The 26,135-nt window shown below is 62.1% G+C and carries 31 protein-coding genes; 14 read left to right on the forward strand and 17 right to left on the reverse strand.

Translation table 11 applies throughout. From position 1 onward, the window contains the following. Positions 1–107: 107 nt before the first annotated feature. From I6F37_RS03680 to I6F37_RS03690, 3 genes are all read right to left on the reverse strand, one after another. Positions 108–734, reverse strand: a complete 627-nt coding sequence (locus I6F37_RS03680) for a LysE family translocator (RefSeq protein ID WP_225150248.1) — start codon at positions 732–734, stop codon at positions 108–110. A gap of 249 nt (positions 735–983) precedes the next feature. Further along, positions 984–2,042 carry a phosphotransferase family protein gene (locus I6F37_RS03685; protein WP_225150249.1) on the reverse strand — a complete coding sequence of 353 codons (1,059 nt, stop codon included), beginning with the start codon at positions 2,040–2,042 and terminating at the stop codon, positions 984–986. A 131-nt stretch (positions 2,043–2,173) separates the two neighbouring features. Continuing rightward, positions 2,174–3,409, reverse strand: coding sequence for an acyl-CoA dehydrogenase family protein (locus I6F37_RS03690; RefSeq protein ID WP_057029608.1), 1,236 nt, complete (start codon positions 3,407–3,409; stop codon positions 2,174–2,176). 208 nt (positions 3,410–3,617) lie between these two features. On the opposite strand from I6F37_RS03690, the gene I6F37_RS03695 reads away from it, so the two are divergent. Beyond that, positions 3,618–4,280, forward strand: a complete 663-nt coding sequence (locus I6F37_RS03695; protein ID WP_036027671.1) for a TetR/AcrR family transcriptional regulator — start codon at positions 3,618–3,620, stop codon at positions 4,278–4,280. A gap of 264 nt (positions 4,281–4,544) precedes the next feature. Here I6F37_RS03695 and I6F37_RS03700 read toward each other — a convergent pair whose 3' ends face one another. The 8 genes from I6F37_RS03700 to I6F37_RS03735 form a co-directional block, all read right to left on the reverse strand. Beyond that, the gene (locus tag I6F37_RS03700; RefSeq protein ID WP_036010888.1) at positions 4,545–4,760 is read right to left on the reverse strand and encodes a hypothetical protein; all 216 of its coding nucleotides are present in this window, start codon (positions 4,758–4,760) and stop codon (positions 4,545–4,547) included. A 206-nt stretch (positions 4,761–4,966) separates the two neighbouring features. Further along, entirely contained in the window at positions 4,967–6,196 is a 1,230-nt protein-coding gene (locus tag I6F37_RS03705; RefSeq protein WP_225150250.1) for a CaiB/BaiF CoA-transferase family protein, read from the reverse strand. A 180-nt stretch (positions 6,197–6,376) separates the two neighbouring features. Next, a complete protein-coding gene (locus I6F37_RS03710) occupies positions 6,377–7,579 on the reverse strand; it encodes an MFS transporter (protein ID WP_225113251.1) in 1,203 nt (400 codons plus the stop codon). Between the two features lie 132 nt (positions 7,580–7,711). Then, positions 7,712–8,539, reverse strand: a complete 828-nt coding sequence (locus I6F37_RS03715) for a 3-keto-5-aminohexanoate cleavage protein (RefSeq protein ID WP_057029603.1) — start codon at positions 8,537–8,539, stop codon at positions 7,712–7,714. Between the two features lie 291 nt (positions 8,540–8,830). After that, positions 8,831–9,001 carry a hypothetical protein gene (locus I6F37_RS03720; protein WP_167361681.1) on the reverse strand — a complete coding sequence of 57 codons (171 nt, stop codon included), beginning with the start codon at positions 8,999–9,001 and terminating at the stop codon, positions 8,831–8,833. A 13-nt stretch (positions 9,002–9,014) separates the two neighbouring features. Next, positions 9,015–9,230 carry a hypothetical protein gene (locus I6F37_RS03725; protein ID WP_036010879.1) on the reverse strand — a complete coding sequence of 72 codons (216 nt, stop codon included), beginning with the start codon at positions 9,228–9,230 and terminating at the stop codon, positions 9,015–9,017. A 61-nt stretch (positions 9,231–9,291) separates the two neighbouring features. After that, positions 9,292–10,620 (reverse strand): sorbosone dehydrogenase family protein, encoded by a 1,329-nt coding sequence (locus tag I6F37_RS03730; protein WP_225150251.1) that lies wholly within the window; start codon positions 10,618–10,620, stop codon positions 9,292–9,294. Further along, positions 10,617–11,069 (reverse strand): DUF2231 domain-containing protein, encoded by a 453-nt coding sequence (locus I6F37_RS03735; RefSeq protein WP_036010873.1) that lies wholly within the window; start codon positions 11,067–11,069, stop codon positions 10,617–10,619. Before I6F37_RS03735 ends, I6F37_RS03730 begins: the two co-directional genes overlap by 4 nt. Positions 11,070–11,233: 164 nt before the next feature. Between I6F37_RS03735 and I6F37_RS03740 the strand changes: the two genes are divergently transcribed. After that, entirely contained in the window at positions 11,234–12,097 is an 864-nt protein-coding gene (locus tag I6F37_RS03740; RefSeq protein ID WP_036010870.1) for a formate/nitrite transporter family protein, read from the forward strand. A 135-nt stretch (positions 12,098–12,232) separates the two neighbouring features. On the opposite strand, the gene I6F37_RS03745 is transcribed toward I6F37_RS03740, so the two are convergent. Further along, positions 12,233–12,394, reverse strand: coding sequence for a hypothetical protein (locus I6F37_RS03745; RefSeq protein ID WP_157784055.1), 162 nt, complete (start codon positions 12,392–12,394; stop codon positions 12,233–12,235). Positions 12,395–12,610: 216 nt separating this feature from the next. Between I6F37_RS03745 and I6F37_RS03750 the strand changes: the two genes are divergently transcribed. The 3 genes from I6F37_RS03750 to I6F37_RS03760 all read left to right on the forward strand — a co-directional run bounded on the left by I6F37_RS03750 (position 12,611) and on the right by I6F37_RS03760 (position 14,968). Then, positions 12,611–14,248 carry a hypothetical protein gene (locus I6F37_RS03750; protein WP_225150252.1) on the forward strand — a complete coding sequence of 546 codons (1,638 nt, stop codon included), beginning with the start codon at positions 12,611–12,613 and terminating at the stop codon, positions 14,246–14,248. Positions 14,249–14,526: 278 nt separating this feature from the next. Continuing rightward, on the forward strand, positions 14,527–14,670 hold the full coding sequence (locus I6F37_RS03755; RefSeq protein ID WP_225150253.1) for a hypothetical protein: 144 nt from the start codon (positions 14,527–14,529) through the stop codon (positions 14,668–14,670). A 43-nt stretch (positions 14,671–14,713) separates the two neighbouring features. Beyond that, a complete protein-coding gene (locus tag I6F37_RS03760) occupies positions 14,714–14,968 on the forward strand; it encodes a hypothetical protein (RefSeq protein ID WP_225150254.1) in 255 nt (84 codons plus the stop codon). A 99-nt stretch (positions 14,969–15,067) separates the two neighbouring features. On the opposite strand, the gene I6F37_RS03765 is transcribed toward I6F37_RS03760, so the two are convergent. Further along, on the reverse strand, positions 15,068–15,559 hold the full coding sequence (locus I6F37_RS03765; protein ID WP_225150255.1) for a hypothetical protein: 492 nt from the start codon (positions 15,557–15,559) through the stop codon (positions 15,068–15,070). A gap of 1,248 nt (positions 15,560–16,807) precedes the next feature. Further along, positions 16,808–16,987: a hypothetical protein gene (locus I6F37_RS03770; RefSeq protein ID WP_225150256.1), complete on the reverse strand. Its 180-nt coding sequence runs from the start codon at positions 16,985–16,987 to the stop codon at positions 16,808–16,810. A 92-nt stretch (positions 16,988–17,079) separates the two neighbouring features. Here I6F37_RS03770 and I6F37_RS03775 point away from each other — a divergent pair, with 92 nt between their 5' ends. The 6 genes from I6F37_RS03775 (at position 17,080) to I6F37_RS03800 (ending at position 22,275) form a co-directional block, all read left to right on the forward strand. Then, positions 17,080–17,337, forward strand: a complete 258-nt coding sequence (locus tag I6F37_RS03775; RefSeq protein WP_225150258.1) for a helix-turn-helix domain-containing protein — start codon at positions 17,080–17,082, stop codon at positions 17,335–17,337. Positions 17,338–17,468: 131 nt separating this feature from the next. Next, the gene (locus I6F37_RS03780; RefSeq protein WP_225150260.1) at positions 17,469–17,732 is read left to right on the forward strand and encodes a hypothetical protein; all 264 of its coding nucleotides are present in this window, start codon (positions 17,469–17,471) and stop codon (positions 17,730–17,732) included. A 393-nt stretch (positions 17,733–18,125) separates the two neighbouring features. Continuing rightward, a complete protein-coding gene (locus I6F37_RS03785) occupies positions 18,126–18,725 on the forward strand; it encodes a hypothetical protein (RefSeq protein WP_225150262.1) in 600 nt (199 codons plus the stop codon). Positions 18,726–18,849: 124 nt separating this feature from the next. Continuing rightward, a complete protein-coding gene (locus I6F37_RS03790) occupies positions 18,850–20,940 on the forward strand; it encodes an AAA family ATPase (RefSeq protein ID WP_225150264.1) in 2,091 nt (696 codons plus the stop codon). Positions 20,941–20,948: 8 nt separating this feature from the next. Continuing rightward, positions 20,949–21,461: a hypothetical protein gene (locus I6F37_RS03795; RefSeq protein ID WP_225150266.1), complete on the forward strand. Its 513-nt coding sequence runs from the start codon at positions 20,949–20,951 to the stop codon at positions 21,459–21,461. Between the two features lie 16 nt (positions 21,462–21,477). Further along, complete coding sequence (locus I6F37_RS03800; RefSeq protein WP_225150268.1) at positions 21,478–22,275, forward strand: hypothetical protein; 798 nt, start codon at positions 21,478–21,480, stop codon at positions 22,273–22,275. A 128-nt stretch (positions 22,276–22,403) separates the two neighbouring features. On the opposite strand, the gene I6F37_RS03805 is transcribed toward I6F37_RS03800, so the two are convergent. After that, positions 22,404–23,024: a hypothetical protein gene (locus I6F37_RS03805; protein WP_225150270.1), complete on the reverse strand. Its 621-nt coding sequence runs from the start codon at positions 23,022–23,024 to the stop codon at positions 22,404–22,406. Further along, complete coding sequence (locus tag I6F37_RS03810; protein WP_225150272.1) at positions 23,021–23,404, reverse strand: type II toxin-antitoxin system Phd/YefM family antitoxin; 384 nt, start codon at positions 23,402–23,404, stop codon at positions 23,021–23,023. The genes I6F37_RS03805 and I6F37_RS03810 overlap by 4 nt, the downstream gene beginning before the upstream one ends. A 138-nt stretch (positions 23,405–23,542) precedes the next feature. On the opposite strand from I6F37_RS03810, the gene I6F37_RS03815 reads away from it, so the two are divergent. The 3 genes from I6F37_RS03815 to I6F37_RS03825 all read left to right on the forward strand — a co-directional run bounded on the left by I6F37_RS03815 (position 23,543) and on the right by I6F37_RS03825 (position 25,745). Beyond that, positions 23,543–24,025, forward strand: a complete 483-nt coding sequence (locus I6F37_RS03815) for an antitoxin Xre/MbcA/ParS toxin-binding domain-containing protein (RefSeq protein ID WP_057198597.1) — start codon at positions 23,543–23,545, stop codon at positions 24,023–24,025. Further along, positions 24,022–24,534, forward strand: a complete 513-nt coding sequence (locus I6F37_RS03820; protein WP_057198595.1) for an RES family NAD+ phosphorylase — start codon at positions 24,022–24,024, stop codon at positions 24,532–24,534. The genes I6F37_RS03815 and I6F37_RS03820 overlap by 4 nt, the downstream gene beginning before the upstream one ends. Before the next feature lie 413 nt (positions 24,535–24,947). Next, entirely contained in the window at positions 24,948–25,745 is a 798-nt protein-coding gene (locus I6F37_RS03825; RefSeq protein ID WP_225150274.1) for a recombinase family protein, read from the forward strand. Between the two features lie 26 nt (positions 25,746–25,771). On the opposite strand, the gene I6F37_RS03830 is transcribed toward I6F37_RS03825, so the two are convergent. Further along, entirely contained in the window at positions 25,772–25,990 is a 219-nt protein-coding gene (locus I6F37_RS03830; RefSeq protein ID WP_225150276.1) for a hypothetical protein, read from the reverse strand. Positions 25,991–26,135 lie beyond the last annotated feature (145 nt).

Here is a 26,135-nt window from a genome sequence, read left to right on the forward strand (position 1 = left end):
TCCAGACTGCGACCGCGGAAGGATTTCTGGATTGCTTCGCTTCGCTCGCAATGACGGGCGTGTAGGAACCTCCTGCCCGGATATCGCTGTACTCATCCACTGCGGGCTCACCGCTCCTGCAGCGCCAGCCGCAAACCGACGGCACAGTAGATCGTCCCGACCACCTTGCCCTGCCACTTCACCACCGCCGGATGGCGGCGCAGTAGGTTGCCGAGACGACCCGCGCCGACGGCGAACACGACAGTGCTGACGAGACCGAGCAGCACGAAGACGACACCGAGAACGGCAAGCTGAAGTGCAGGCGCGCCGTGCTCCGGCTTCACGAATTGTGGCAGGAACGCCAGGAAGAACAGTGCGGTCTTGGGATTGAGCACCTCGGTCAGCACGGCCTCGCGAAAGGCACGGCCCGCGCCGATCGGAGGGGCGCCGCCGTTCAGCGCGATCGGCGCCTTGTCCAGCATGGCCCGAATGCCGAGATAGATCAGGAAGCCAGCGCCGGCATATTTGACGATACTGAACAGCAGCGCCGAGGTCGCGATGATCGCCGAGAGTCCGACAATCGCCATCCCCGTATGTACCAGGTCTCCAGCGGCGATTCCCGCACCCGTGGCGATGCCGACCTTCGTTCCCGAGCTTGCCGCCCGCGCCATCGTGAGCAGCGTCGCTGGTCCCGGGATGAAGACGAAACCGAGCACGATGAGGACGTAGGTGATGAGGGTAGTGTGGTCGATCATGCGCGGGTCTCCCGGGGCGGATTGGGCAAAGGGATACAAGGACTCGGTCGCTGCGAAAGGCACTTGCGCGGTGTGAATTGCGAGTCTTGGATTCCGCCTCCTCGTCATTGCGAGCGCAGCGAAGCAATCCAGGGGGCCACCGCGGAAAGAATCTGGATTGCTTCGCTGCGCTCGCAATGACGGCGCGTGTGGAGCAGCGCCTTACCAAAACAAAAAAGGGCGCGGCCATCAGCCGCGCCTTTGTTCTTCCTACACCGCCCCCGCCTTCTGCGCGTATTCCCAGGAAGCCTTCGACAGCGGCACGGTGCGCTTGGCGGATTCGAGCGCCTTGGCGTTGGCGGCAGTGCCGTCGCGGACGCGGCCGGCGATGCCCTGGGTGATGCCGGCGAGACGGAACAAATTGTAGGCGAAGTACCAGTTGAGATCGGGCACCGTCATCTCTGTGACGTTGCAATAGATCTGCGCGGCCTCTTCGAGGCTCGGGATATTGAGCGCCTTGAGGTCGGCACCGTCGAGGCCCGGCATGATCCATTGCATCAAGAGATAGGTGAAATCGGCCATGGGATCGCCGAGCGTCGACAGCTCCCAGTCCAGCACCGCCTGCACGCGCGGTTCCGTCGCGTGGAAAATCATGTTGTCGAGGCGATAGTCGCCATGGACGATGGAGACGCGCGCCTGCTCCGGCACCGTCTTCGGCAGCCATTCGGCGACTTTCTCGAATTCGGGGATGTGCTGGGTCTCGGAGGCGCGATATTGCTTGGTCCAGCGGTCGATCTGGCGGGCAAAGTAGTTGCCGGGCTTGCCGAAATCGCCGAGCCCGATGGCAACAGGGTCGAACATGTGGAGCTTGGCCAGCGTCTCGATCTTGCTGGTGAAGATCTTTCGGCGTGCATCGTTGTCCTGGCTCGGCAGCGTCGGATCCCAGAACACGCGCCCCTCCTCCATCGACATGATGTAGAAGGCCGCGCCGATGACGCCGTCGTCCTGGCACAGCGCATAGGCGCGCGCGACCGGAAAGCCCTGCTTGCCAAGCGCCGCGATGACGCGATACTCGCGGTCGACTGCATGCGCCGAGGGCAGCAGCTTGCCGAATGGCTTGCGGCGCATCACGTAGGAGCGGTTCGGTGTGTTGAGGCGATAGGTCGGGTTGGACTGCCCGCCCTTGAACTGCAGCACCACAAGCGGGCCTTCGAAGCCTTCGACGTGCTCGCGCATCCAGGCCTCGAGCCGCATCTCGTCGAAGCGATGCCGCTCCTCGACCGGCTTGGTGCCCGAAAACTCCTCGTCTTTCCTGACGCCGTCAGCCACGGTCACGCTCCCTCTTCAGTCCGAACATGATCCTAATCGGTAACCGCTAACGCACTTGCGTCAAGCGGTTACCGCAATTGGATCATGTCCCGTCGTTTCTTCAAGTCGGGAGCGCCGCAGGGCTCCCCCGCTTAGTGATTGGGAGAGTTTGCATACTTCCGAAGTTCGAGCCTGGCAATGGCGCGGTTGTGCACCTCGTCCGGGCCGTCGGCGAGGCGGAGCGTGCGGATGTGCGCATAGTCCTTGGCAAGGCCGGCTTCGTCCGAGACGCCCGCACCGCCGAAGGCCTGGATCGCCTCGTCGATGATCTTCAGCGCCATGTTGGGCGCGGCGACCTTGATCATGGCGATCTCGGCCTGCGCGGTCTTGTTGCCGACCTTATCCATCATGTCGGCCGCCTTGAGACACAGAAGACGCGTCATCTCGATGTTGGTGCGGGCCTCGCCGATGCGCTGCTCCCACACGCTGTGCTCGACGATTTTCTTGCCGAACGCGGTGCGCGAGGCAAGCCGCTTCACCATTTTCTCCAGCGCCTCCTCGGCCTTGCCGATGGTTCGCATGCAGTGATGGATACGGCCTGGGCCGAGGCGGCCCTGCGCGATCTCGAAGCCGCGGCCTTCGCCGAGCAGGATGTTCTCCTTCGGCACGCGCACGTTCTCGAGCAGCACCTGGGCATGGCCGTGCGGGGCGTCGTCGAAGCCGAACACCGGCAGCATCTTCTCGACCTTGATGCCTGGCGTGTCGAGCGGAACCAGGATCTGCGACTGCTGCTGGTGCTTGGCCGCCTTGAAATCGGTCTTGCCCATCAGGATCGCGATCTTGCAGCGGGGATCGCCGACGCCGGACGACCACCATTTGCGGCCGTTGATGACGTAATGGTCGCCGTCGCGCTCGATGCGGGTCTCGATGTTGGTGGCGTCGGACGAGGCCACCGCCGGCTCCGTCATCAGGAAGGCGGAGCGGATCTCACCGTCCATCAGCGGCCGCAGCCATTTCCGCTTCTGCTCCTTGGTGCCGTAGCGGATGAACACTTCCATGTTGCCGGTGTCGGGCGCGGAACAATTGAACACTTCCGAGGCCCAGGTGATGCGGCCCATTTCTTCCGACAAAAGCGCGTATTCGAGATTGGTCAGTCCCGCGCCGCGGAATTCATCGTCCTCATGCTCGCTCGGCGGCATGAACATGTTCCAGAGGCCTTCGGCCTTCGCCTTCTTCTTGAGGTCCTCGAGAACAGGGATCACCTTCCAGCGGTCGCCGCTCTTGTCCTGCTGATCGTAGATCGGCACCGCCGGGCGCACGTGCTTGGCCATGAAGGACCGCACGCGGTCGAGCCATTCCTTTTGCTTGGGCGACATATCGAAGTCCATGCGACGCTCCTCTCTCTCACTGGTCCTTTTGCGCCGGACTGTCCTCCCGCTTTGCGCGGCCCGCAAGCGCGAATGCGCGTCCTTGCGGACCTGTCGAAACCCGGCTGCAGTTGCGAACGAGTCCCGATTGCGGATTGACTTTTCCCGACCTTCAAACGATAGTTTCATACAACTGTTTGAATTGCAACTCCCCTCCCCGAGGGCATCCATGGCCAGCGATCATACGAGGTCTGCCATTCTCGCCGCCGCCGAGCGGCTCTATGCCGATCGCGGCTTCGGCGACGTGACGCTGCGCGACATCGTCGCGGAGGCGGGCGTCAACCTCGCCGCGGTGAACTATCATTTCGGCTCAAAGGACGAGCTGATCGCGGAACTATTCGTCACACGCTCGATCGCCACCAACCGCGAGCGCCTGCACGAGTTGAAGGCGGCGGAGGAGCAAGGCGGCGGCCGCGCGCCGATCGAGGTCATCCTGCGCGCGTTGGTCGGGCCGACCTTGCGCGGCTGCCTGGGGCCGGAGAACCAACGCTCGACCGCGGCGCGCTTCATGATCCGCGCCTCGATCGAATCCGTGCCGCCGATCCGGCGCATCAAAAACCGCGAGATCGACCATTTGCGCAAATTCGTCGGCGCGATGCGGCGGTCCCTGCCCGACCGCAGTGACGTCGATATCTATTGGGGCCTCAACTTCGCGCTCGCCATGGCGCATCACACCATCCGTGAGAGCGAGCGGCTGACCAAGCTTTCGGAGGGCAAATGCGACCTCGACGACGTCGAGGATGTGGTCACGCGCGTCGTCAGCGTGGCGACGATGGCGCTGACGGCGGGACGGATGGAGCCGAAGGTCTCTTCAAAGGTGGCGGCGCGTTAGCGCGGATGGGCGTTGACGGTACGGAGCTGGAAGCTGCATTCGCGGTGCGCTCCCTCGCCCCGTTCTTACGGAGCCGCGACGAGCTTTGCTCGCGCTGAGAGGGTTGGGGTGAGGGGCCTCTCTCCACACGTGCGGTCTTCGGGAGACCTGTACCCCCTCACCCGGATCGCAAGAGCGATCCGACCTCTCCCCGCAAGCGGGGCGAGGTGAAGTAAGCGCCTCACAACGGGCGATGCAGATCTGATCGGAGAATGCTGGGCGGGACTACGCCCGCTGCGGCATCTCCTCGGCCTCTTCCTTGGCGAGCAACAGCAGCATCTCGATGCCCATCTCGCCTTCCTGCGGCGAGCGGATGAACTTGATCTCGTCAGCGCTCTGCCGCAGCGCGGCAATGATGGCGACGGCCTGATTGGCGGTGGCCGCCTCGGTCGCCAGAATGGCCTTCTGGTCCTTGGCCTGGAACCCGATCGTGTAGGACATTCACTTCCCTCCCCGAACTCAAGTGGAGAGATCGAATCAGAGTCGGAGGCAAAGCGGAAGCCTGTGCGACTACGGACCGGGATTACTTGGGGATTGCGGGCAAGCTTCACGCAAGCCCCGGCATGGCGCGCGCGTCCACGGCTGTCACAATATAGTCGCGCTGCGCATGAATCCCGGCCTCTTGGCCCCAGGCGCGGAACAGAGCGTCAGATAATCCCCTGCTGCTTCAGCTGCTCGATCTTGCCGGCATCATAGCCGAGCTTGCCGCCGAGGACCTCCTGGGTGTGCTCGCCCAGAAGCGGCGGGGCGCGGTAGTCCTTGATCGGTGTCTCCGAGAGCGTCAGCGCGTTGCGGACCAGCGACAGATCGGGCTCGAAGGGATGGTTGACCTTCACGCGCATGCCGCGCGACTGGACGTGCGGGTCGGAGAACACCTGCTCGAAATTGTTGATCGGCCCTGAGGGCACCCCCGCCTCCTCCAGCTTCTCCAGCCAGTAGGCTACCTTTTGCTTCAGGAACAGGCCGGCGAAGATCGCCATGATCTCCCTGCCGTGCACGACGCGGTCGTTGTTCTTGACGAAGCGCGGATCGTTCGCGAGCTCGGGCTCGCCGAGCACGGCGCAGGTGCGCTGAAACTGGCCGTCATTGCCGACCACCAGCATCAGCTCGCCGTCGGCGCAGCGGAACACGCCGGCGGGCATGCCGCCATTGCCCCAGGTGCCGCGGCGCGGCGGCGTCTTGCCGTTGACAAGGTAAATTTGGAGCCAGTGCGACAGCGATGCGATCACGGTATCGAACAGACAGACGTCGATGTGCTGTCCCTGCCCGCCATTGGCATCGCGATGGTAGAGCGCCGAGAGAATGCCGATCGAGGCGTTCATGCCGGTCATGTAGTCGACGATCGAGGGGCCGACCTTCATCGGGCCCTCGCCGGGCTCGCCGTCGATATGGCCGGTGACGCTCATCAGGCCGCCCATCGCCTGCAGGATGGCGTCGTAGCCGGCGCGCGGCGCGTAAGGTCCGGTCTGGCCGAAGCCGGTCACCGAGCAATAGATGATGCGGGGATTGATCGCCTTGATGGTCTCGTAGTCGAGACCGTAGCGCTTGAGATCGCCGACCTTGTAGTTCTCCATGAAGACGTCGGCGTCCTTGGCGAGCTCGCGGACGATCGCCTGCCCTTCGGGCTTGGCGATGTTGACGGTGACCGACTTCTTGTTGCGGTTGGCACAGAGATAGAACGAATTGTTGTTGTTGGCCTTGCCCTCGGGGTCGGCGAGGTAAGGCGGACCGAAAGCGCGCGCGTCGTCGCCGGTGCCCGGCCGCTCGATCTTGATCACCTCCGCGCCGAGATCGCCCAGCATCTGGGCCGACAGCGGCCCGGCCAGCACGCGGGTGAGGTCAAGGATCTTGATGCCTGAGAGCGGCAGGGCCGACATGTCGATTTCCTCCGGGGAACTAACCTTGGCGCGGCGGCGGGATCGCGAGGCTGCGCTCCCTGCCGATACCACCATTTTCGCACGCTGAGCACTGCACTGGCGGCATACGGCTATCTCCTGCCGGGCCGGAGGTGATCGCCGTCCGCAAACTTTCCGCGCCGCGAATATTGCGTGATCGGCTCAGGTCACGACCGCCGGCTGTCGCGGCCGGCGGCGAGCGAGCAGAACGAGGATCAGCACCGTCGCGCAGGAGAACACCAGCGTGAGACCGAGCGCAGCACGGCTGCCGAACTCCGTCAGCAGGCCCGCGAGCAGCGGCGGTGAGATCGCGGAGGCGAGGTTGAGCGGCAGCGAGATCATCGACATCGCCTTGGCGAACTCGGCCTGGTCATAGAACACCAGCGGGATGGTCGCCCGCGCCACCGCCATTGCGCCGCTGCCGGCGCCATAGAGCAGGATGAAGACCGCGACCGCCCACGTGGCGCCCTCGCTCGACATCAGCAGCAGCATGGCGACCGGCAATGCGCTGCCCGCGACGAGCCCGGTCGTGATGCCGTCCCATCGTCCGCCGCCGAGAAAATCCAGCCCGCGGGCGCTGACCTGGATCACGCCCAGCATCGAGCCGAACACCAGCGCCTGAGCCGGCGCCAGCCCCTCCGCCCGCAACAGCTCGATCAGGATCGCACTGACGCCGAAATTGACGAAGGCGTTCAGCGTGATCGCGGCGACGACGAGGCCGAACGTGCTCCGTGCAATGGCAGGCGGCGGCGACCGCTTCGCCGGCGCGGTGCCCTCGTCCTGGGCGATCTTTCGGCGCGGCGCGCCGAACGCATAGAGCGGGAGGCTGACGAGGAGCATCATCGCGGCGTAGACCAGGCACGTCCCCCGCCAGCCGAGGTGACCGCTCAGGAACGAGGTCGTCGGCCAGAAGATGCTGCTGGACAGGCCCGTCACCAGCATCAGCGCGCCGATCGCGTTCTTGGCCTGCCGCCCCGCGATCTCGTTCAGCATGATATAGGCGCCGGTCGACAGCGTGGCGCTGCCGGCGATGCCAAGCACGATCCACGCGGCGAAATAGAGCATCGGCTCGCGCGCCAGCGACAGCAGCACGAAGCCTGGCGCCGTGACGATTGTGCCGACCATCATCACCGTCCGCGCGCCATGCCGCGCAAACGACTTGGCGAGCAACGGACCGCACAGCCCCATCGAGACGTAGAGAACGGACGTGCCGGCGAACACCGCCGGCAGGCTCATGCCGAGATCGGCGGCGAGATCGCGCCCGACGATGGCGGGAAGCCCGATCGTGCCCCATCCGACCAGCTGCGTGGTGGCGAGCATCAGCAGGACCCCGATGAGCCTGCCGTCATATTTCAAGAACTGCATTCCAAACGTCGCCTGCCCGGCAGGCGCAGATTGCGCCTGTAGCACCTGTCTACTCGGAGAAACGGCGCACGGGAACGCCAGCCGCCGAATGGCAGGCGGCAGCCGGGAGCATGTGAGGACGAGGAAGTCGCCCTACCCTGCCATGGCGAGCAGCGATCGCGCCTCAGCCGCGGTCGCAACGCGCCGGCCGTGGCGCGCGACCGCCTCGCAGGCCAAGGTCACGAGCTCGGCGTTGCTGGCAGCAAGGCGCGTCTTGTCGATGCGGATATTGTCCTCGAGCCCGGTGCGGACCGCGTCCGCCCCTCGGGCGAGCGCCCACCCCATGACCTCGGCCTGATGACGGCCGATTCCGGCTGCGGTCCAGGTTGCCTTCGGGATCAGCCGCCTGAGCTCGCCCAGGAGAATGTCGAGCACATGCTCGTCCGCCGGCATCGCGTTCTTGACGCCCATGACGAACTGCACGTGCGGACGCGCGTCGATGAGGCCCGCATCGATCAGGCGGCGGGCGCCATGCAGATGCGACAGATCGAAGATCTCGATTTCCGGCCGGATGCCGTTCGTCTTCATGCTAGTGGCGAGCGTCTCGACCAGCGCGGCGCTGTTCTCGTAGACGATGGTCGGAAAGTTCACCGATCCCGTGGAGAGCGAGGCCATGTCGGGCTTGAGGTAGAGCGCCGATCCGCGCGCCGAGGGATCGCGGCCACGCCCGCCGGTCGAGAACTGGACGATCATATCAGGACAATGCTTTTTGATCCCCTCCTGCACCTGGGCAAAACGCTCGGGATCGGAGGACGGCGTCTCGTCGTCGTTGCGGACGTGGATATGCGCAAGCGTGGCGCCCGCCTCGAAGGCCTGGTGCGTCGATTCGATCTGCTCCGAGGGCAGGATCGGCACCGCCGGATTGTCCTTCTTGCGCGGAACGGAGCCGGTGATGGCGACGGCAATGACAGCGGGGTTCATCCAGCGACCTCATGATCTTTGCGCTCGCGCGCATAACGTTCGGCCAGCCTTGCTACAAGTGAAACCCTGTCGCGGCAACATTCGTCGATCGCAGCGACAGGGCCTTTTCGTCCGAATCAGGTCGGAAGTGCGGTCGCCCGGCCTGCTGTGGCCGTGCGGCTGGCGGCGGCGCGCGCGATGACCTCGAGGCGACTACCTCGATGAGGCGACTACCTGCTACGGAAATGACGGAGGGGTGCCGCCCGCCGCGGGCGATTGATCGTCTGGTCGGTTGGCCGCAGCGGAGCCCCCTCACGCGGTGTGGCCGGGATCCACGTGCTTCGGCGTCTTCTTCTCGCGCTGCGGCGTCATCTTGGCCGGATCGGGCGCGCCCGGCACGCCGCGCGGGCCGAGCTGGTCGCGCTGGATGTCGTCCTCGGAGCGGGATGGCTCGACGCCGTTGGGCTCACGGGGCTTGGTCATCGCGTCTTCCTTCTCAAGCGTTGTCCCGGACGCCGAGCGCGTTGCCTCCCGCCTCGCGGCCGGGCACGCTGACCTGAACTTCATGTCCCTCACGCAGCGCGAGGGATGCGGCGGCGACTGCGGACTCGAACGCGGCTTCCTTGGTGGCGTAGGTGTTCTTGACGTCGCCGTCGTGCAGCACGCCCCATTCGTCCCGCACCGGCACGATGGCATATTGCGCAAGGCCCATTGTCCAAACTCCTGGCTCTAGATCTCAGAAAAAAGGTCTGCACGACAACGCGCCTGCGCGCTTAACGTTGCGTCAGCTGCAGATGGGTCGCGCTCACTCGCCAGACCGTGTTGCCGCTGTCGTCCGCAACCAGAAGCGCGCCGGTCTTGTCGATGGCAACACCAACGGGGCGGCCGCGCGCCTTATTGTCGCTGTTGAGGAACCCGGTGACGACGTCCTGCGGCGGGCCGCTCGGCTTGCCGTCCGTGAACGGCACGAACACGACCTTGTAGCCGCTCAGCACCTGCCTGTTCCAACTGCCGTGCTCGCCAACGAAGGCGCCGCCGCGATAGGCGGCCGGCAGGCTGGTGCCGGTGTTGAAGGCGAGCCCGAGCGGGGCGACATGCGAGCTCAGCGCGTAGTCAGGCACGATCGCCCTGGCGACGAGATCCGGCCGCTCCGGCTTGACGCGGGGATCGACGTGCTGGCCGAAATAGCTGTAGGGCCAGCCGTAGAAGTCCTTCACCGAGGTCATGTAATCGGGCACGAGATCAGGACCGAGCTCGTCGCGCTCGTTGACCACCGCCCAGAGTGCACCGGTCTGCGGCTCGAAGCTGAGGCCGTTGGGATTACGCAGGCCGCTTGCGAACACGCGCCAGCGGCCGCTGGCGCGATCGACCTCGAGGATGGCGGCGCGATTGTGCTCGGCCTCCATGCCCCTCTCGGCGGCGTTGCTGTTGGAGCCGACGCCGGCATAGAGCTTCGAGCCGTCGGGGCTGGCGACCAGGCTCTTGGTCCAGTGATGGTTGATCGGACCGCCCGGCAGTGGCGTCAGCACCGTGCCCGGCGCGGTGATCTTCGTGTCCCCTTCGGTGTAGGGATATCTGAGGATGGCGTCGGTGTTGGCGACATAGAGATCGTTGCCGACCAGCGCGACGCCGAACGGCGAGTTGAGATGGTCGAGGAAGACGCTTTGCGTCTCCGGCACGCCATCCCCGTTGCTGTCGCGCAGCAGCGTGATGCGGTTGCTCGCGCCGCTGTCGCCGCCGGAGGTCGCCCAGGACTGGATGACGCCCATCACGAGTTCCTTGGGCCGCTTGATCGGAGCGCCTTTCGGCGCCTTGGATTCCACCACCAGCACGTCGCCATTGGGGAGAACGTAGAGCGAGCGCGGGTGCTGCAGGCCGGTGGCGAAGGCCTTGGCCTGCAGGCCCTGCGCGACCGTCGGCGTCTCGTCCTTCTTCCAGCCGACGATGCGGGCAATGTGGACCGGCGGCAGCAGATATTGCTGGATTTCGGGAAGTGCCGGATTGGCGCCGACCTGCGCGTTGGGATCGCCGCTGCCGTCATTGCAGCCGGCCAGCCCCAGCAGCGACGCGCACAACAGCGCGCGGATCATCGCAGACGTCATCGTGCAACTCCCACGCCGTGGCGATAGACGAGAGCCCAGCCGAGCCACCCCGTGATCGGCAGGATCAGCACTGTGAGCGCGGACAAGGCGAGCCCGCTCGGCCACACGGAAGTCCAGCCATCGCGCATGTGGATCATCAGATTGACGATCGAAAGGATCAGCACCACGGCATTGCCGATCAGATGCGGCCAGGCCGGCGCCTGCGCCCGCACCAGCCGATTGCCGAGGAAGTCGATCAGGCCCGCGATCGCCGCCAGCACGCCGAAGACGATTCCGGCGAGCAGCAGCCAGGCCGAAAAATTCGCCCACATGATCTCGGCACTGGCGACATAGGCGATGTCGGTCAGCAGCGCCCCGACGAAACACGTAATCGGGATCGGCACCAGCATCGGATGAATCGGATGACCCGCGATCTGCGCGGTGGAACGCACGCGCACGTCGTCTTGCACGGTTGGCCTCGTGACTTTCACCCTTGCCCCCACGGCGAACTCCTGCTCATGACGAAGGTTCCTCCGCGTGCTGCACCGCGCCTGGAGCGAGGCTGCACCGCGCAAGGGGAACTGAATGGGACATCCGGAAGTCTTGACTGGATCAGCCTTTCGGAGACCGCAGCGTGGATCAGTCTGGCGACGGCGCCTCATTCAACCCAGCATCCAAGCTCGACGGCGTGTCGCGGCGCCAGACCAGGCAGATCGAATCCCAGAGCAGGCCAAGCGCCGCGCTGATCCATGAGACGATCCGCGCCGAAGGCGAGCAGGAGCTGGAGCGGCGATGGTGGGCCATCGTGCTGTCCGGTTTTGCTGCCGGCCTTTCGATAAGCCTGTCGCTAATCGTTCAGGGCGAGTTGCATGCGCTGATCTCGGATGAGGCGACCCGCCGCCTGGTTGCTCCGCTCGGCTACACCGTCGGCTTCCTGGTCGTCGTGCTGGGACGACAACAGCTCTTTACCGAGAACACGCTGACACCGATCCTGCCGCTGTTGCACAACAGGGATCTCGGCACCTTGGCGAGCGTGCTCAAGCTCTGGATCCTGGTTCTCGCCTCGAATATCGCAGGGACCTGGGCAGCCGCCTCCGTGCTCGCTCGCACCAGCATCTTCGAACCTCGCATCGTGGACGCCTTCATCGATCTCAGCCGGCCGACGATCGAGGGGACGTTCTCGAGCACCTTCGTCAGGGCCATCTTCGCCGGCTGGCTGATCGCCTCGATGGCCTGGCTTCTTCCGGCTGCCAAAGGCTCGCGCGCACACATCATCGTAGTGATGACCTATGTGGTCGCACTCGGCCAGTTCTTGCACATCGTCGCGGGTTCGATCGAGTGCGCCTTTCTGGTGCAGAGCGGCCTGGCCTCGTTCAGCCAATATGCCTCCGACTTCTTCATACCCACGCTACTCGGCAATATTATCGGCGGAACGACCCTGGTTGCGCTGCTGAACTACGGACAGGTCGCCGCCGAAATCGATAACCACAGGGGATAGAGCCTGCACGAAGCGGCTGCTTTGGACAGGAACGATAGCGCAGAGCTGGGTTTGCCCTAGCAATCAACGCGGTCAAGCAGGATCATTCATGAGCATCGAGAGCAAGAGCCCATTCGACAGGAACCGGCCGAAGGATCACGCGACATCATTGATCGCGAACTTCAGCGCGGCGACGAGGCCGACAAGGTCGATCATCTCCCCGGCGTGAAGGTCAGCGGACAGCCTCAAGGCGGCGCGCTCGATCGCGCACGGAAGGAACGCGAGCGACGGGACGAGGAATAGCTGATCGGCCGTCAAGCCACGGGCGGCTATCGAGGAAACGCCCTGCTGGGATATCGCGTCCAACAGGTTCTGGAGCGGGTGAAGGGAATCGAACCCTCGTATTCAGCTTGGAAGGACGAATCCTACGCACCCCCCGCGCGCCTCCGACCATGTTAATAAGTTATTGATATTACTGGATATAGTGCAATAATAGGGCTTGCGAACACACCAAGAACGCGGGGTGGACTTTTGATGGCTGTTTTGTATGAGCGTTGTACAAGGTTGGCCCTCCCCACTCCAGCCCCGAAATTCTGGCGCAAATCACTGCGGCTGACGGAAGACCATCTCTACGATGCGGTCGCAATGAGCGAAGACGAGTTGCTGGCCCGCACCGTCGTGGAGCTGGGAGACGACAAGGCTAAGGGTCTCACGATCCGCATCACCCCGAACAAGCCGATCTGGTACGTCCGCAGAAAGGAAAAGACGCTTCGCCTCAAGGATGTTCGCGAGCTCTCGCTGGAAGACGCCCGATACATTGCGGAACAGATCGCACTTGCCGCCAAGCGCAATCGAAACCTTGGCGATCTGGTGCACATTCTTTTGGAATACGCCCCTCGCCCCAGCGACGGCAGCATTTTCCGCGAGCATGATGTCGAGGCCAAGTTGGACCACATGCTGGCCTGCCGGGATAACGCGAAGGCTATACCTGCGCCACCTGCGCCGCAATTTTGGACGTGGCAGCAACTGACCGACGAGTTCCTGAAGGACAAGCAGCCGGACCTCAAGGCCAATTATCGCGGGGCGCACGCGCACTACCTGAGGCTCAAGGAATTCGAACCGATCAACAACAAGATGGTGCGCGAGATCGAGCTCAGCGATCTGGAAAGAGTGCGGAACGCAATCCACGTCAATCACGCCCCATCGGCCGTAAAGCGTGCGCTACAGCAATCCAAAGAGATGTTGACGTGGGCCTGGAAGAACCATGCGACCGCTTCCGGATTGGACAAGGTGCAATACCAATGGTGGGACCGATGGTCTTACCAATACAAGCCCAAAAAACGGCCGCCCCGCAATCCTACCATCGAGGAAATCGCCCGGACCCTTGTCATAGCCGAGCGCTACAGACATTTGGTCGACGGCGAACATGACATCTATCCAGGAACGCTCGGCGCACTTTGGGGGGTAGCGCTGACGGGCCAGCGAGCTGGCGCGCTAACGAAGCTCCGGACAAACCGTCTCTTCCCAACTGATAAGCAGTACCGCAAACTCAAAGCATGGAAGATCGCCAACTGGACTTCAGAGGAGATGAAGGGAGGTCGCGACGGTGGCAGACCTCATTCACTTCCAATTCCACCCGAGGCGCTCAAGATCGTGTACCGGTACCACAGAGAAGCTGGCGCAGAATCCCCGTGGATGTTTCCTGCACGCTCCCCCGACAAACATGTGGGCAAATCTTCGCTCGATCAGTTGATCTACCGGCTCCAAGGGAAAGTCTTTGACCACACCGTGAGGCAGAAGCCTGATCGCGAGGGAAAGCCTGGACCAAAGCCACGGCCGCTGAAGATCAGGCCGAACCTGTTCGAACAATTCGGGATCCGTCCATGGACTCCGCACGACTGCCGGGACACCATCACGACGTTCCTTGACGACCGCAAGTTGGGAGGAGCTGCCAGCGCGATACTTGGCCACAAGCAACCCAAGCAACGCAACTCGGATTCCAGCCGGGAGGAGCGCGAGAGACTCGCTCCGGTCACGGAGCAGCACTATAATCATTCGCAACGCATTCGATTAAAGGCTGAAGGAATGGCCCCATGGGTGAAGACGCTTCTTAGTGCCTATAATCGAGAGCAGAGGCGCTTCCAAGCTGCCTCGCGTCGCGCGGCCGCGTAGCAAGGCCTCCCCTCGAACCAGCCGCGCCCCGATTGAGCCCCGTACTGTTCGGTTCACTACGCTCGAGCAAGACCGCGCTCACGCGGTTAATCCCTCATCCAATGCTTCCCTCACGGATCGAGCGATACGTGATGTCGCTGGCACCGTCGCTGCTAAACTCTCCTAAGGGGTCGCCAATCGGATTCCGGTTGGACAGTGGCAATGGCACGAACTCGTTGGCGAGGGGCGTGCGCGACAGGCTGGCAGACAGGACGCGCAGCAGAAGCTGATCTGGAATCGTGGCCGTGACTTCCCGGCAGATCCAGCCTTACGTGAAGCTCCACGGCTCGGTGAATTGGATCGAATCGTCTGTCGGGCAGCGCATGCTTATCATGGGCGGCCAGAAAGCGGTCAGCATTGGCCGTTATCCCCTGCTGACGTGATGCCGAGTTCCGCAAAATGCTGCTACGGCCGTCAGCCCGGCTGATGGCGATCGGCTATAGCTTCGGCGACGCTCACATCAATGACGCCGTCACCGAGGCGCTGAAGGAAGGCCTCAAACTCTTCATACTCGCCCCTTATGCGTTGGACGTTCTTAAGAATGATCCCCGGATCGCAGCGGCCGCAAAATCACAGCTCATCGGCTTCACGTCGCGGCCGCTCAGCAAGCCCTTTGGCGGGGACCGAGTAGCCCACGCCGAGCTTATGAAATTTTCGACTTATCAGCGCGCCGCTGACTGATCTGCTGCGCCGATTCCAAGCGAGAGCGCCCACGGATAGCTTCGGCGCCAGCCGTCAGGGTTTCGGCCAGAGGCGATCACCGATTGTGCAACTCTCATCTCAGGTGCCGAAGCCTCCGTGACGATCCTTATGTGGCTCGTTTAGGACGCCGGCGAGCCGAAGCCCTTCAAGTATACCTTCAATCCGCTGCTCCCGCAGCGTCGCGGCAAGCAGCGCAACAGCCTCGGCTTGGTCAACCGTGAAACAAACATCCTGCGAGCGTTGCAGCAAGGCGTCGAAAAAGGAGGGAGCGTCTGCAGTGTGATGGCGAAGTATCGACCCGGCCTCATCCGCCAGGTACGTCGCCAAATCTTCACCGGGGGCTGAACTTGGATTGAGTTCGACGGCCACACGTCGATTTATCGCCTCTCGCAGCAGCGCACTCTGCCGCTTCGCGTCCATTGCGAGCATGAATACTGCATCTGCCAGCTGATCGCGCGGCAGACCTCTCAAGCCCGCAATGCGGTGCCGAATGTCCTCGCCTGGACCAGTTTCGCGCTGACTCGCCTGCCGCCGCTGCCGAGGGGATCCGCTCGTTTGCTTTTGCGCCATCGTCTACTCTCCGGCGGAGCGATATAGCCCTCAGGAGCCTCAAGCGAAAGCGTAAACTCAGGCAGCTACCAAGTCGCCAGACTCCAAGTTCTCGCCGGCATCGCGACGTCAGAACGCGTGAATTTCATGATCCGATCGCGCCTGCGCATCATAGACGCGGACCTGCAACATCGGAAATCGTCGCTTCAGATCTCGTGCGCCGTGTTCGACGCCATCTTTCGTCTCGAACTCCGTCTTCACGCAACCGTCAACCACGATCGCATAACCACTCGTCGGCAGATCTCGCGTAGAATTTGGCATCTTTGGGATCCAAGTCCTGGAAGTGAGTTTCGTCAGATGGTTTAGGGTGAGTCTGGCCGCGGCAACAAGGAGCGCTGCAGACTGCAGGGCTTGTCAGCCGCAGTTTTGAAGCAAGGTGGGCACCGCCCGGAACAAGAGAACCGCCATGCTCGCCAGCGTCGAACCCGTAACGACTAAGTAAGCGATGAGCCTTCCACCGGCTGAGCAAGCCTCGCTTCCATTGCCGCCTGACATTGCGACCGTCCTCTGTTTTCAACAGCTGGACGAGACATAACCTGAGTCGCCAAGTCGTAAGCGGAGCAAATGTTTCGCCCGGTTTACCTCTGATTAACGACTCGGGAAGGGTCACTTGGCGGCCAGTTCGAGGCCGCCATTCGAAGGCCGATTCGCGCGCATTGGTCTACCCGTTTGAATGCGGTCTCGATGACGCAAACGCGACGCGCTCAACCCTAAGATTACGCGCTGGGCCTCAGTATATGATGCCAAGCTTGAACCCGATCGCCTGTTTATAGGGAGTCGACAGACCGCCGCGCCGGAAAGTGTCAATGGAAGTCGCGTGACAACTCAAGGACTCGATTGCCGAGTGGAGCTCCTCCGGTGCCTTTGGCCGACAGGAGGCCGCCGGCACTTTGCGATCATCGAAGCCGGACGTTCCGATCCACGCGACTTACCGTTTTCCCGGTGTTTCTCGGCCCATCACGTCGACCGTTGATCTAAGCACCCTTGCTGGCGGGCCTAGCCGAGCCGCCGCAGCGCGGTGGTGAGGCGCTCACGTGCCCATGCGACAGCATCTGACTTTGCTCCGTCCTGGTCATCCGCAACACCCTGCGCTTCTATGTAGTCCGTTCCGGACAGCACGCACCATCGCCACGCGCTTTCGTAGAAGAACGTCTCGAGCCGAAAGATTCCGGTGTCGGAGGGAAATGGCCTGCTGGGCCTACCTTCCATTCAGCCAGCATCTGCATATCCATCAGCAGTTTTGAAACGTGATCGGTCGTTGCGGCGCATCACGCGATTTACCTGGTCGACTTCCTGCAAATCGGCTTTTTTGCCGCTGCCGATGGCCCTGGACCTTGCGAGTTCGAATCCTTGCAAGTCGCGATGGTATCCTTCCGCTTCAAATGGCAAACTAGGCTCTGGCTGCTCATGGCCTGAGCCCTGGGCAGAACGGTTCGGAGCGGACGGTGGCACCATCTGAGTCCTTTCTTGAGAACCAATCCTTGCTCCGCGACAACCTGGCCCGCAGGATCAGACAGTTGCGTCTGTCCCTGCGGCTGAGTCAGCGTGACCTCGCCGATCGTGCCGGCGTGCGGCAGGCGCTGATTAGCCAGATCGAGCTCGGCGAGGCCAATGTGACGCTGGATTCACTGTTGAAGATCGCAATCGCCCTTCATGTTGACTTCGACGCCCTGTTCGCGGCCGGCGCTGACACAAGGCCGCTTGCGGCGGCCGAGGTCCAGCGGCGTCATTTACCATGACCGGATCCCTCGCCGGTTCCGGATATTGATACTTTATACCGTATCTATATGTTTTGCGTTGTGAGACAGTGGGAACCATTGGGGCCAGGTCGTGCAGTCAGGCTGGTCCGTCAGCCTCCCCGGAGAGCGCTGTGATTGAGGTTGTCGTCAGTGAAAACGGCCACGTTGCGTCCAGGAGACTGGAAAACTTCGCCTTTGCGCGGCGTCGACGTGCCGCCTCCTCCCTGAGCCAGGTCTCCCGAGGGACGCAGCTTAGGCCGCCGGTCGAGATCGAGGACGACGATCTCTACCGCCTGCAGCGCGACCGGAATGAGTGCGAAGCCGACTACCGCGCTCGCTGCGAGATGCTCGGTTGCGACCAGAAGGGCTTTGTCCGGCTAGCCCGCCGGACTTAGGCGCGACGTACTTGCGCGGCCCGATCGACGCACGTGGCGTATTCTTTTTGCCACGTGCGCCGGTTCGCCATATCTTTGGCGTATTTTTTTTGGATACTATATAACGTATCTTATTGCCCTCGCCATCGGGCTGCCGCCCGAAGTTCTGGCGCCCCGCAATAGCGGCGAGCGGATCGACCTTTCGCCGCGCAAACGTCATCAATCGTCTTGCCTTTATCACTCTGGCCGCGACGCTCACTTCGAGCGATCGCGGCAAGTTTCGTCTTCTGTCAATAGCCTCCGCACGCCTTCGCCCGTTTACGCTTAACGAACAGCAGGAGCGCCCATGTTCATCGATCATCACCGTCCCGAACGCAGCCGCCTCTTCCCGCAACGTGTTCAGGATACTGCGTCATGCATGGCCAAGCTCTCCATAAACAATTCCTCCACAACGCTCCACCTCTCTTCCTCAGTCCGAAATGCACGGTCGCCATTCCCCTCGAAAACTTCCTGCAACGTGACGCGCTCAGGGAGGCGAGCCTTGATCCGGCGGTTTGCGCGATCCACTATCGGACGGCTCCGAACCCTTATGGTGCGCCGCCCGAGCTGAAGGGCGTCGTGCTGCGACGAACCGATGGTGACTTCCTGCTCGACGTTTGCCGGGTCCGGCCGCACAGGTCTTTAGCTGCGAGCGCGCGCCTTGCCGAACAACTGGCGGCGTCGGGACTACGACTGCTGGAGCGGGATGCGGCCGACATACGGCGCGAGCCAATTTATTCGAACGTGAACGAGGTCTGGTCCCACGAGCATTATCCGGTCTCGATCCTTGATCGATTGCGGATCGGGTCGACCCTTTGCGAAAACGGCCCGCAAACTATCCAGGAGCTGGGTCAGCGGGCGCGTCCAGACTGCAATCCCCTGTCGGCCGTTTGCGCCTTGAGTTGCGAAGGCCTCCTCACGGTCGATGTGCATGAAGGCGCCTTCGGGAAGCGAACCATGGTGCGGCCGATCTAGGACGGGCCGGTCAATCAACGAACGTTTCGAACACGGCGGGCCGGATGCCGGTCCGCCGCGAAACTCTTGTACCCCCGCTGGCCGCCGCTGGGGACGCCCATCCATTTGAGAAACCGGAGGATCGATGAACCTGCATCTACAGCGCCCACGCGACCTGCTCGGCCGTGCGTACCTGGACATGTTGGCCACCGAAGCTGGCGCTGCGTCGCGGCCGCTTCTGCGCAGCGGCGACCCCGACGATCCGATCGAGCGGCTGATCGACGAACTCGCGACCAAACCGGCCTCGGACCCGGGGTCGTCGATCCGGGCCGATCTGGCGGCCGCTGCCATCCTTGTCGCGCGCGCCATCGAGCCGATCCAGGAGCTGACCCTGGAGCTGCGGCGCGGTTCGCCGGTCGTATCGCTGGCGGTTCTGGGAGCTGAAACCGTTGCGCTCGTCCAGCGTGTCCTGGGAACCTGTGCGTTTGGAACAAGCGCAAGGGTGCTGGACGAGCGGACTTTCAATGACCGTCATACGCGTCCGGTCCTGCTGATCGCCAGGGACGGGACGGCAAAGGATCACAAGGCCGAACACGGCAACGATATCGTCGCCGACGCCCTGCACGCGCGCGTCCCCGTGTTCGGGGTTGCTCCCGACCCGCGCCGCCATCTGCCGCGCGATCTGCTTCGTGCGTCCGACCATCATCTCTGTCTGCCAGCGCTTGACGCTTCCGCTATCGCGCTGGTGATCGAGGCCGTGACCGGACGTCCTCCCGCAGCGCCCATTGACGAGCAACTCGTACGAGCCCTCGAATTCTCGGACCTCACGTTGGCGATCCGTGCCGACCGTGATCCGGACGAATGCATCAAGCGGCTGAAGAGGACCATCGCCACCAAATCGTATTTTGACCACCGCGGTCCAAGCCTCGAGGCGCTTCCAGGTTATGGCAGTGCGCGCGAATGGGGGCTCAATCTCGTCGCCGACCTGCGTGAGTACAAGGCCGGTCGGCTTTCCTGGGACTGCGTCGAAAAGGGGCTGCTTCTGGTCGGGCCTCCAGGCGTCGGCAAGACGCAATTCGCCCGGGCGCTGGCAAACTCTGCGAACGTCGCCTTGGTCGCGACCTCGGTCGCGGACTGGAACGCGTCCGCCTACCTTTCGGGAACGCTGGCCGCGATTAAGACTTCGTTTGAGCAGGCAAGACGGCTCGCCCCCTGCATCTTATTCATCGATGAGATAGACGGAATCTCTAATCGCGCAACGCTCGGTTCCGAATACAGGGAGTACTGGACCCAGATCGTGAATCTGTTGCTAGAGATGCTGTCCGGCATCGAGGACAGGCCTGGTGTCGTGGTGATCGCGGCGACCAACCACGCCGAGCACATTGACCCGGCAGTCAAACGCGCCGGCCGGCTCGATCAAACCGCCGAGATCGAGCTACCCGATATCGAAACGCTGGCGCAGATATTTCGCTTTCATCTCGGCGACGAGACCCCTACAGGGGTAAACCTCATGCCCGCTGCACTACTTGCGGCAGGCAAGGCCGGAGCGGACGTCGAGGCCTGGGTTCGGCGTGCTAAGTCACGCGCGCGACGTGCCGGACGCGATCTAACGCTCGATGATTTGATGCTCGAGATCCGGTCGGGTCGCGAAGTCATGCCGGACACAACGCGCCTCGTGTGTGCGGTTCACGAGGCCGGCCATTTCGTGGTGGGACATGCGCTTTCCGTGTTTGAGGCCAGGATGCTGGCAATCCTCGATCACGGGGGCGCCACCGGCATCAAACTCTTGCGGGCCAACGCGCTGACCGAAGCCGGAATTGAGAACTACATCACCGCATTGCTGGCGGGGCGCGCCGCCGAGGAGATCGTTTTGGGACCGTCCGCCGTCACAGCCGGCAGTGGCATCGGCGAGGACTGCGATTTCGCTCGCGCCACACAAGCTGCAATTGACCTGGAGCTACGCTTCGGGTTTGGCACGCTCGGTGTGATGCATTTTCCAAAAAGCGTGACCGAGATTCTTCCGCACGACATCGCCATGACCGGCTTGATCAGGCCGCGCCTCGACCGCTGCATGGCGCGGGCACGCGATCTGATCACTGAGAATCGCGATACCGTGCAAGCCGTGGCGGACCGGCTTCGCACCACAGGATATGTCGATCGCGCGGCAATCGATGAGCTTCTGGCAGCTCATCCGATCCGAACGACCGTCGGCGCGAGCAGCGGTACTGAGCGCTGAGCCGTTCAATGGATTATGTCGCCTACATCACGAGCGCCGCCTGGCGCAACAATCCGGCTCGCCTGCGCGAACTGGCGACGGCAAATTTCGCATGCCGCCTGTGTCCAAATGCGGCCGCGACTGGAGCGCGGATCGAGATCCATCACCGCACTTACGAGCGTCTAGGCCATGAGCTCGACGGCGACCTCATCGCGCTCTGCAGCGAATGCCATCTCGTTGTGACCTCGATGCTGCGGGCACGCCGTTACGCGGCCAGCTCGATGGCCAACGAGAAGAAGGATCCGACGAGCCTGCGCAACGAGATCTCGGCGGGTTCCGTGGCGTTCCTGCGCGCGGCCTACGGCTCCGGCAAGAAAGCAACGCCGACCGACCTGATCACCGCCGGCGCCGCCTCGATCGCGGCGATCTGCCAAGCGATGCAGAAGCAGACTTTCGCGACCAGCATTGCCTGCCCAGCGGGACGAGCTTCAGATCGCACTGCTGCGTGCAGCACGCCGTCGCCGCGATTGGCCGGCGTTTGAAGTACTTGCCACGGCCATGGAAAAGTCATCCCGGACGAAGGAAGCGCTCGCCTACGAGCGCGCGCTGCGCTGCCGTGATGAGCTGGATTTTGCCGGCCTTGCTGCGGCGGTCGGCGCGGTTGCGGGCGACGATCCGGCTTGGGGCATTCGCAGGGCCGCGCTGCTCTGTGAGCTTTGCCAGGACGACAAAGCTGCGCAGGCAATCTTTGACGCATGGAAGAACATAAAAGAACGCCGGGCTCAGGATCGCCGGTCGATCTGGCTCTTGTCGCGCGAAGCGTGGGCAGCATGGCTGATGAAGCGCGTGCGTTTCACCATGCGCGACAATCCGGAATTCAAGAAGGTCCGCGACGATGAGTATGAGCGCTGGCCGGTCAAATACAAAGCGGCGAACTGCGACCCATGGGATGAAACGACCTATTTCGATCATGAGATAGGCAAGGAATTTGATCGTCGCCTCAAGGAAGCTGAAACAATACAGCTTCGTTTTGATGCGGGTACGTACCGGGACCAGTCGAAGACCATCCGCTTCGTCGCAGGCGCTGCTCCATCCTTCTATGAGATCTTTGCGCTTGCTGATCATGCCGGACTGTCGTCATCGATCGATCACTTCGATGTTCTGGGCACGCGCTTCGTCAGAAGCCTGGAAGTCACCCGCACAACGTCCGATGTTGCCATATGGGCAGCCGTGCTTCGGCTGCCCAATGGCTCGGATGGATTCATCGATCAGTACTTCAGCCGGGTAAAAGTGGCGCAGATGCCTGCCGATGTGGTGAAAGCCATCATCGACCGGCTGAAGCAGGCGGTTGACTAGTCCTGAACGTCGAACTTGGTTGTCTTAAGTGGCATATCAAACCTCCTTCGCCATCCGCTTGGCGGTCCTGATGTCCTTGTTCTGGGTCCGCTTGTCGCCGCCGCAAAGCAGGCTAACCCGCCTTCGGCCTATATCGCTCGGCGTACGATGAACGGATCATCGTCATCCTTGGATTCATCCGCGGTGATGACCTTCAAGATTGCCTGCCAGGCGTGCTCGGCCTCCGCGATTCCAAAGTGCGCGTATAGTGCCTCGACGAACGCGCGGGTACCGAACACATCGAGGTTGATCCGGCGCATTCCCTTCAATGCGTCTCGCCCATCGGACTCGTCCATAAGGACGATGATTGTCTGCCGCGGCAGCACCTTGCCACGAAAGCTCTTCAGCGTCTGGATAATGCTGGCTTCGCCTAGATCGCGGGAATTGGGCTTCCTCTCGGGATCCGAGCCCTGAGCCCTCCAGCCGTCCAACGCAAGTTGGTACGTTCTGTAGGTGTCGGTTTCCACGCGGCGAATGCGGAATTTGTTCGCGGCGATCCACGAACGCGTGTAGGCAAGCCAGCGGCTCCGCGGATCCTTACCCGAGTCCGGATCGCGCGCGACTTCCTCCATGACCATGTCGGTCATCCAGATCGTGCCGCAGGGCTCCATCAGCCAATCCAGGCGCTCGATCGCTGACAGCATCACAATCGGCGACGCATCCATGATGAGGAATATCGGATCTTTATCGCTGAACTCCTGAGCGTTCACTTGGCGCCTCGAACAAAGTGTTTTGCAAACCTTTCGGCTTCTCGGCGCACCAGGTCCTGGTTGATGCCAGCAGCGGCATCCTTTGCCATGTGATGGACGGCCTCGACCGGGTCGTGCTCGGGATAGCCAAGCACATCGTCGGGTTCGGGGCCGAACACTGTCGGCTGCCGTGCAATCGCTTCGAGCGGGATTTCTTCGCGAGCCAGGGTCTTCAATCTGCGGAATTCCTCGACCGACATCATTACAGCGCGCGGCTTACCGTGGCTGGTGATAACGACCGGCGCTTGAGCAGCAGCTCGCTGGATTTCACCGGACTGCTGCTGGAGGTCCAAAGAAGAAAATAGACGCATGGACATAATACGTAAAATACGTGTTTTCACCCGAATGTCAACGGCCCAGCTCTAGCCGACCCGGACTCAAATCGAATGCGAAACGACAGGGGGTGAGGCGTGGAGGACCAAGCTTGATTAGTCGCGACATGTGACGTATACTCAGCGACACGTGACGCGAGGGCTACCGTGACCGCCACAGCCGAGAAGCCGGCTCCAAAGGGGCCGGGCAATGATCTGCAGAAGGTGGCCGATTTGCTCGGCGGGCCACGCATCTTGTCGCGCCGCATCACAAGCGCCCTCGACGCCCACGAACTGCTGCTGGACGGACTGCCAGGCTCTGCGTTGACCCACTTCGTCCGTCACCTCCTTATCATTCAAACGGACTCGTTGGAAAAAGCCTTCGGAATGAGCCTTCGCACCTTTCAGCGACGCAAGGACGCTCCGGACAAGCCGCTCAGCCAGGAGCAAAGTGGGCGGACCTGGAAGTTTGCCGAAATCCTGGCCAAGGCCACCGACGTGTTCGGTTCGCAGGAAGAAGCCGAGCAGTGGCTCGAGCGTCCGGCCATCGGTCTTGACCAGCGTCGTCCGATCGACCTGCTTGCCACTCCGGCCGGCATCGAGCTCGTTGAACAGTACCTCACACGCCTCGCATACGGCGTCTATGCATGACGCCTTCTGTAGGGCCATTGGGAGGCGGCAAGCTCATCGCTTGGCGCCTCGATCAGGCGCGCTTTGCGTCGACCTGGGATAGTGGCGAAGGCGCATTCCAGGTCGGCGGCCGGTGGAACAGCAAAGGCGTTCGCGTTGTGTATTGCGCGCTTGATCCAGCGACCGCGATACTCGAAGTGGCGGTTCACAAAGGCTTCAAAGCGCTCGACACTCTCCCGCACGTGTTGACCGCGCTTCATATCGCCGACGTGTCTGACGTTCATATTGTTCGCCCTGCCGACGTTCCGAACGCCAATTGGCTGCGACCGGGAATCCCGGGCGCAGGCCAGCAGGCGTTCGGGGATGCGCTCCTGGCCAAGCACAAATTCGTCGTGATCCCAAGTGCGGTGTCCAATCACAGCTGGAATCTGATCTTCGACCCGACCAGGGCGAAAGGCGCGTACCAGCAGCACCTTCAGGAAGCGTTCGCGCTAGATACGCGCCTGCATCCTTCGACATCACCGCCCTAATTCTTCGCCGTAGCAGTACGATCTCGCCTGACCGACCAAGCGACTCCAATGGAACCCTAATTCTGGCTACCTGACTCCGATTGAACGAGAATAGACTCCGAAGGAGCCATAATCCCCAGACTGAAATTAATGGATTTTCTCGCTCCGTGACTCAGGTCGAACGCGAAACGACACTTCTGTCGTTTCGGGTTCGATCTGAGTCTCTCTGCTTCAATCGGAGTCTGCCGCCGCGGGAAATGTCGGCTATTCGGACTACAATGTTGAACTCGCAATCAACTGGTGGGTTTGCGAAACATCTCGCTAACGGAGTTTTTTCCTGCAATTCCCCGCGGTTTGTGCCGTCGCGGTTCATTTGCAAACGAGCCGGCATCAGAGTGGCCTATTGCGCGGAGCAATTCGACAACGACGGAAGTATGCTCGCCAGCATCGTCAAGAACATCAAAAGAGTCATGGCGGCCGAGTACAGCCGAGAACTTTCGGCCAAGGTCTATGCTGGCCAATGCCGATTTGCTCGACTGGGTTACAAACCTTGCGGCAAAGTTGGTTATGGTCTGGTGCGAGAGCTCGTTGACGAGAAGGACCAATCAAAAGGCATCCTGAAGAATGGGGACCGCAAGTATCTCACCACCGATCACATTCGGGTTCGCCCCGGCGACCCGCGCGAAGTCGCAATCGTGAGATGGATATTCACTCGCTTCTTAGAGGTGAAATGTGAAACCGTGGTGGCATGGGAGCTCAATAAGAATGCGGTGCCGACCAGAACAGGAAAACCTTGGACGCGTGTTATGGTCGGAGCCATTCTCAGGGACGAGACTTACATAGGCAATCTTGTTTTCAATCGGCGTTCGTGGAAGTTGCGTCAAATCCGCAAGTATAATCCTCCTGAGGAATGGATCCGCGCAGAGGGTTGCCTTGAGCCGATCGTCGATCGGGACATCTTCTTGCAAGCGAACAAATTCATCGGCGAACGGCGAGTTGATCTGTCCGAAGAGGAAATGATCTTTCGCTTGCGTCGAGCTCTGCTCGAAAATGGCCGCCTGAGTATAACCATCATCGATCGCACGCCTGGCCTGCCCTGTGTTGCAACATGTCAGACCCACTTTGGCAGCATTCGAAATCTTTACCGGCTGCTTGGTTACCGATGGGAGGGTGAAACGAACCATAAGGTTCACGGATTCGGCTCGCAAGCGGCACGATATCGCTTGTTTTGAAACAGCTGATGCCCTGGTCAGAGCGATCATAAGGCGGCTAGCCAAGAGAGTGCCTTCCCGAGCCAAGCCCACGCCGACGAGCAGAGAAGCGAGAAAACGGCAGCCAGAATCCACGAGCGGCCTCGGGCGGCGCTGATCGACCGCAGATACAGGAACGCGCCTAAGAGCGGGCCGTAGTTCCTCCTGAAGTCTCCGTTGAGCCTTGCGATCTTTGAAAGTTCAGAAGTTTCGACCTCGTCGGCCATGGCGCTGGTCCTCTCTTGGTTGGAGCCAGCGCCCTATAAACTCCTGTTTTGCCCGACGGAGCAAGCGAAATTCGGTATTTCGAAAACATTCCTCACGCTCGCGCGTTAGCCCTTGACCAACCTATTCGACCCGACGGCCGGGGGC

Source organism: Bradyrhizobium sp. NBAIM08 (assembly GCF_020193935.1).
Lineage (GTDB): Bacteria > Pseudomonadota > Alphaproteobacteria > Rhizobiales > Xanthobacteraceae > Bradyrhizobium > Bradyrhizobium yuanmingense.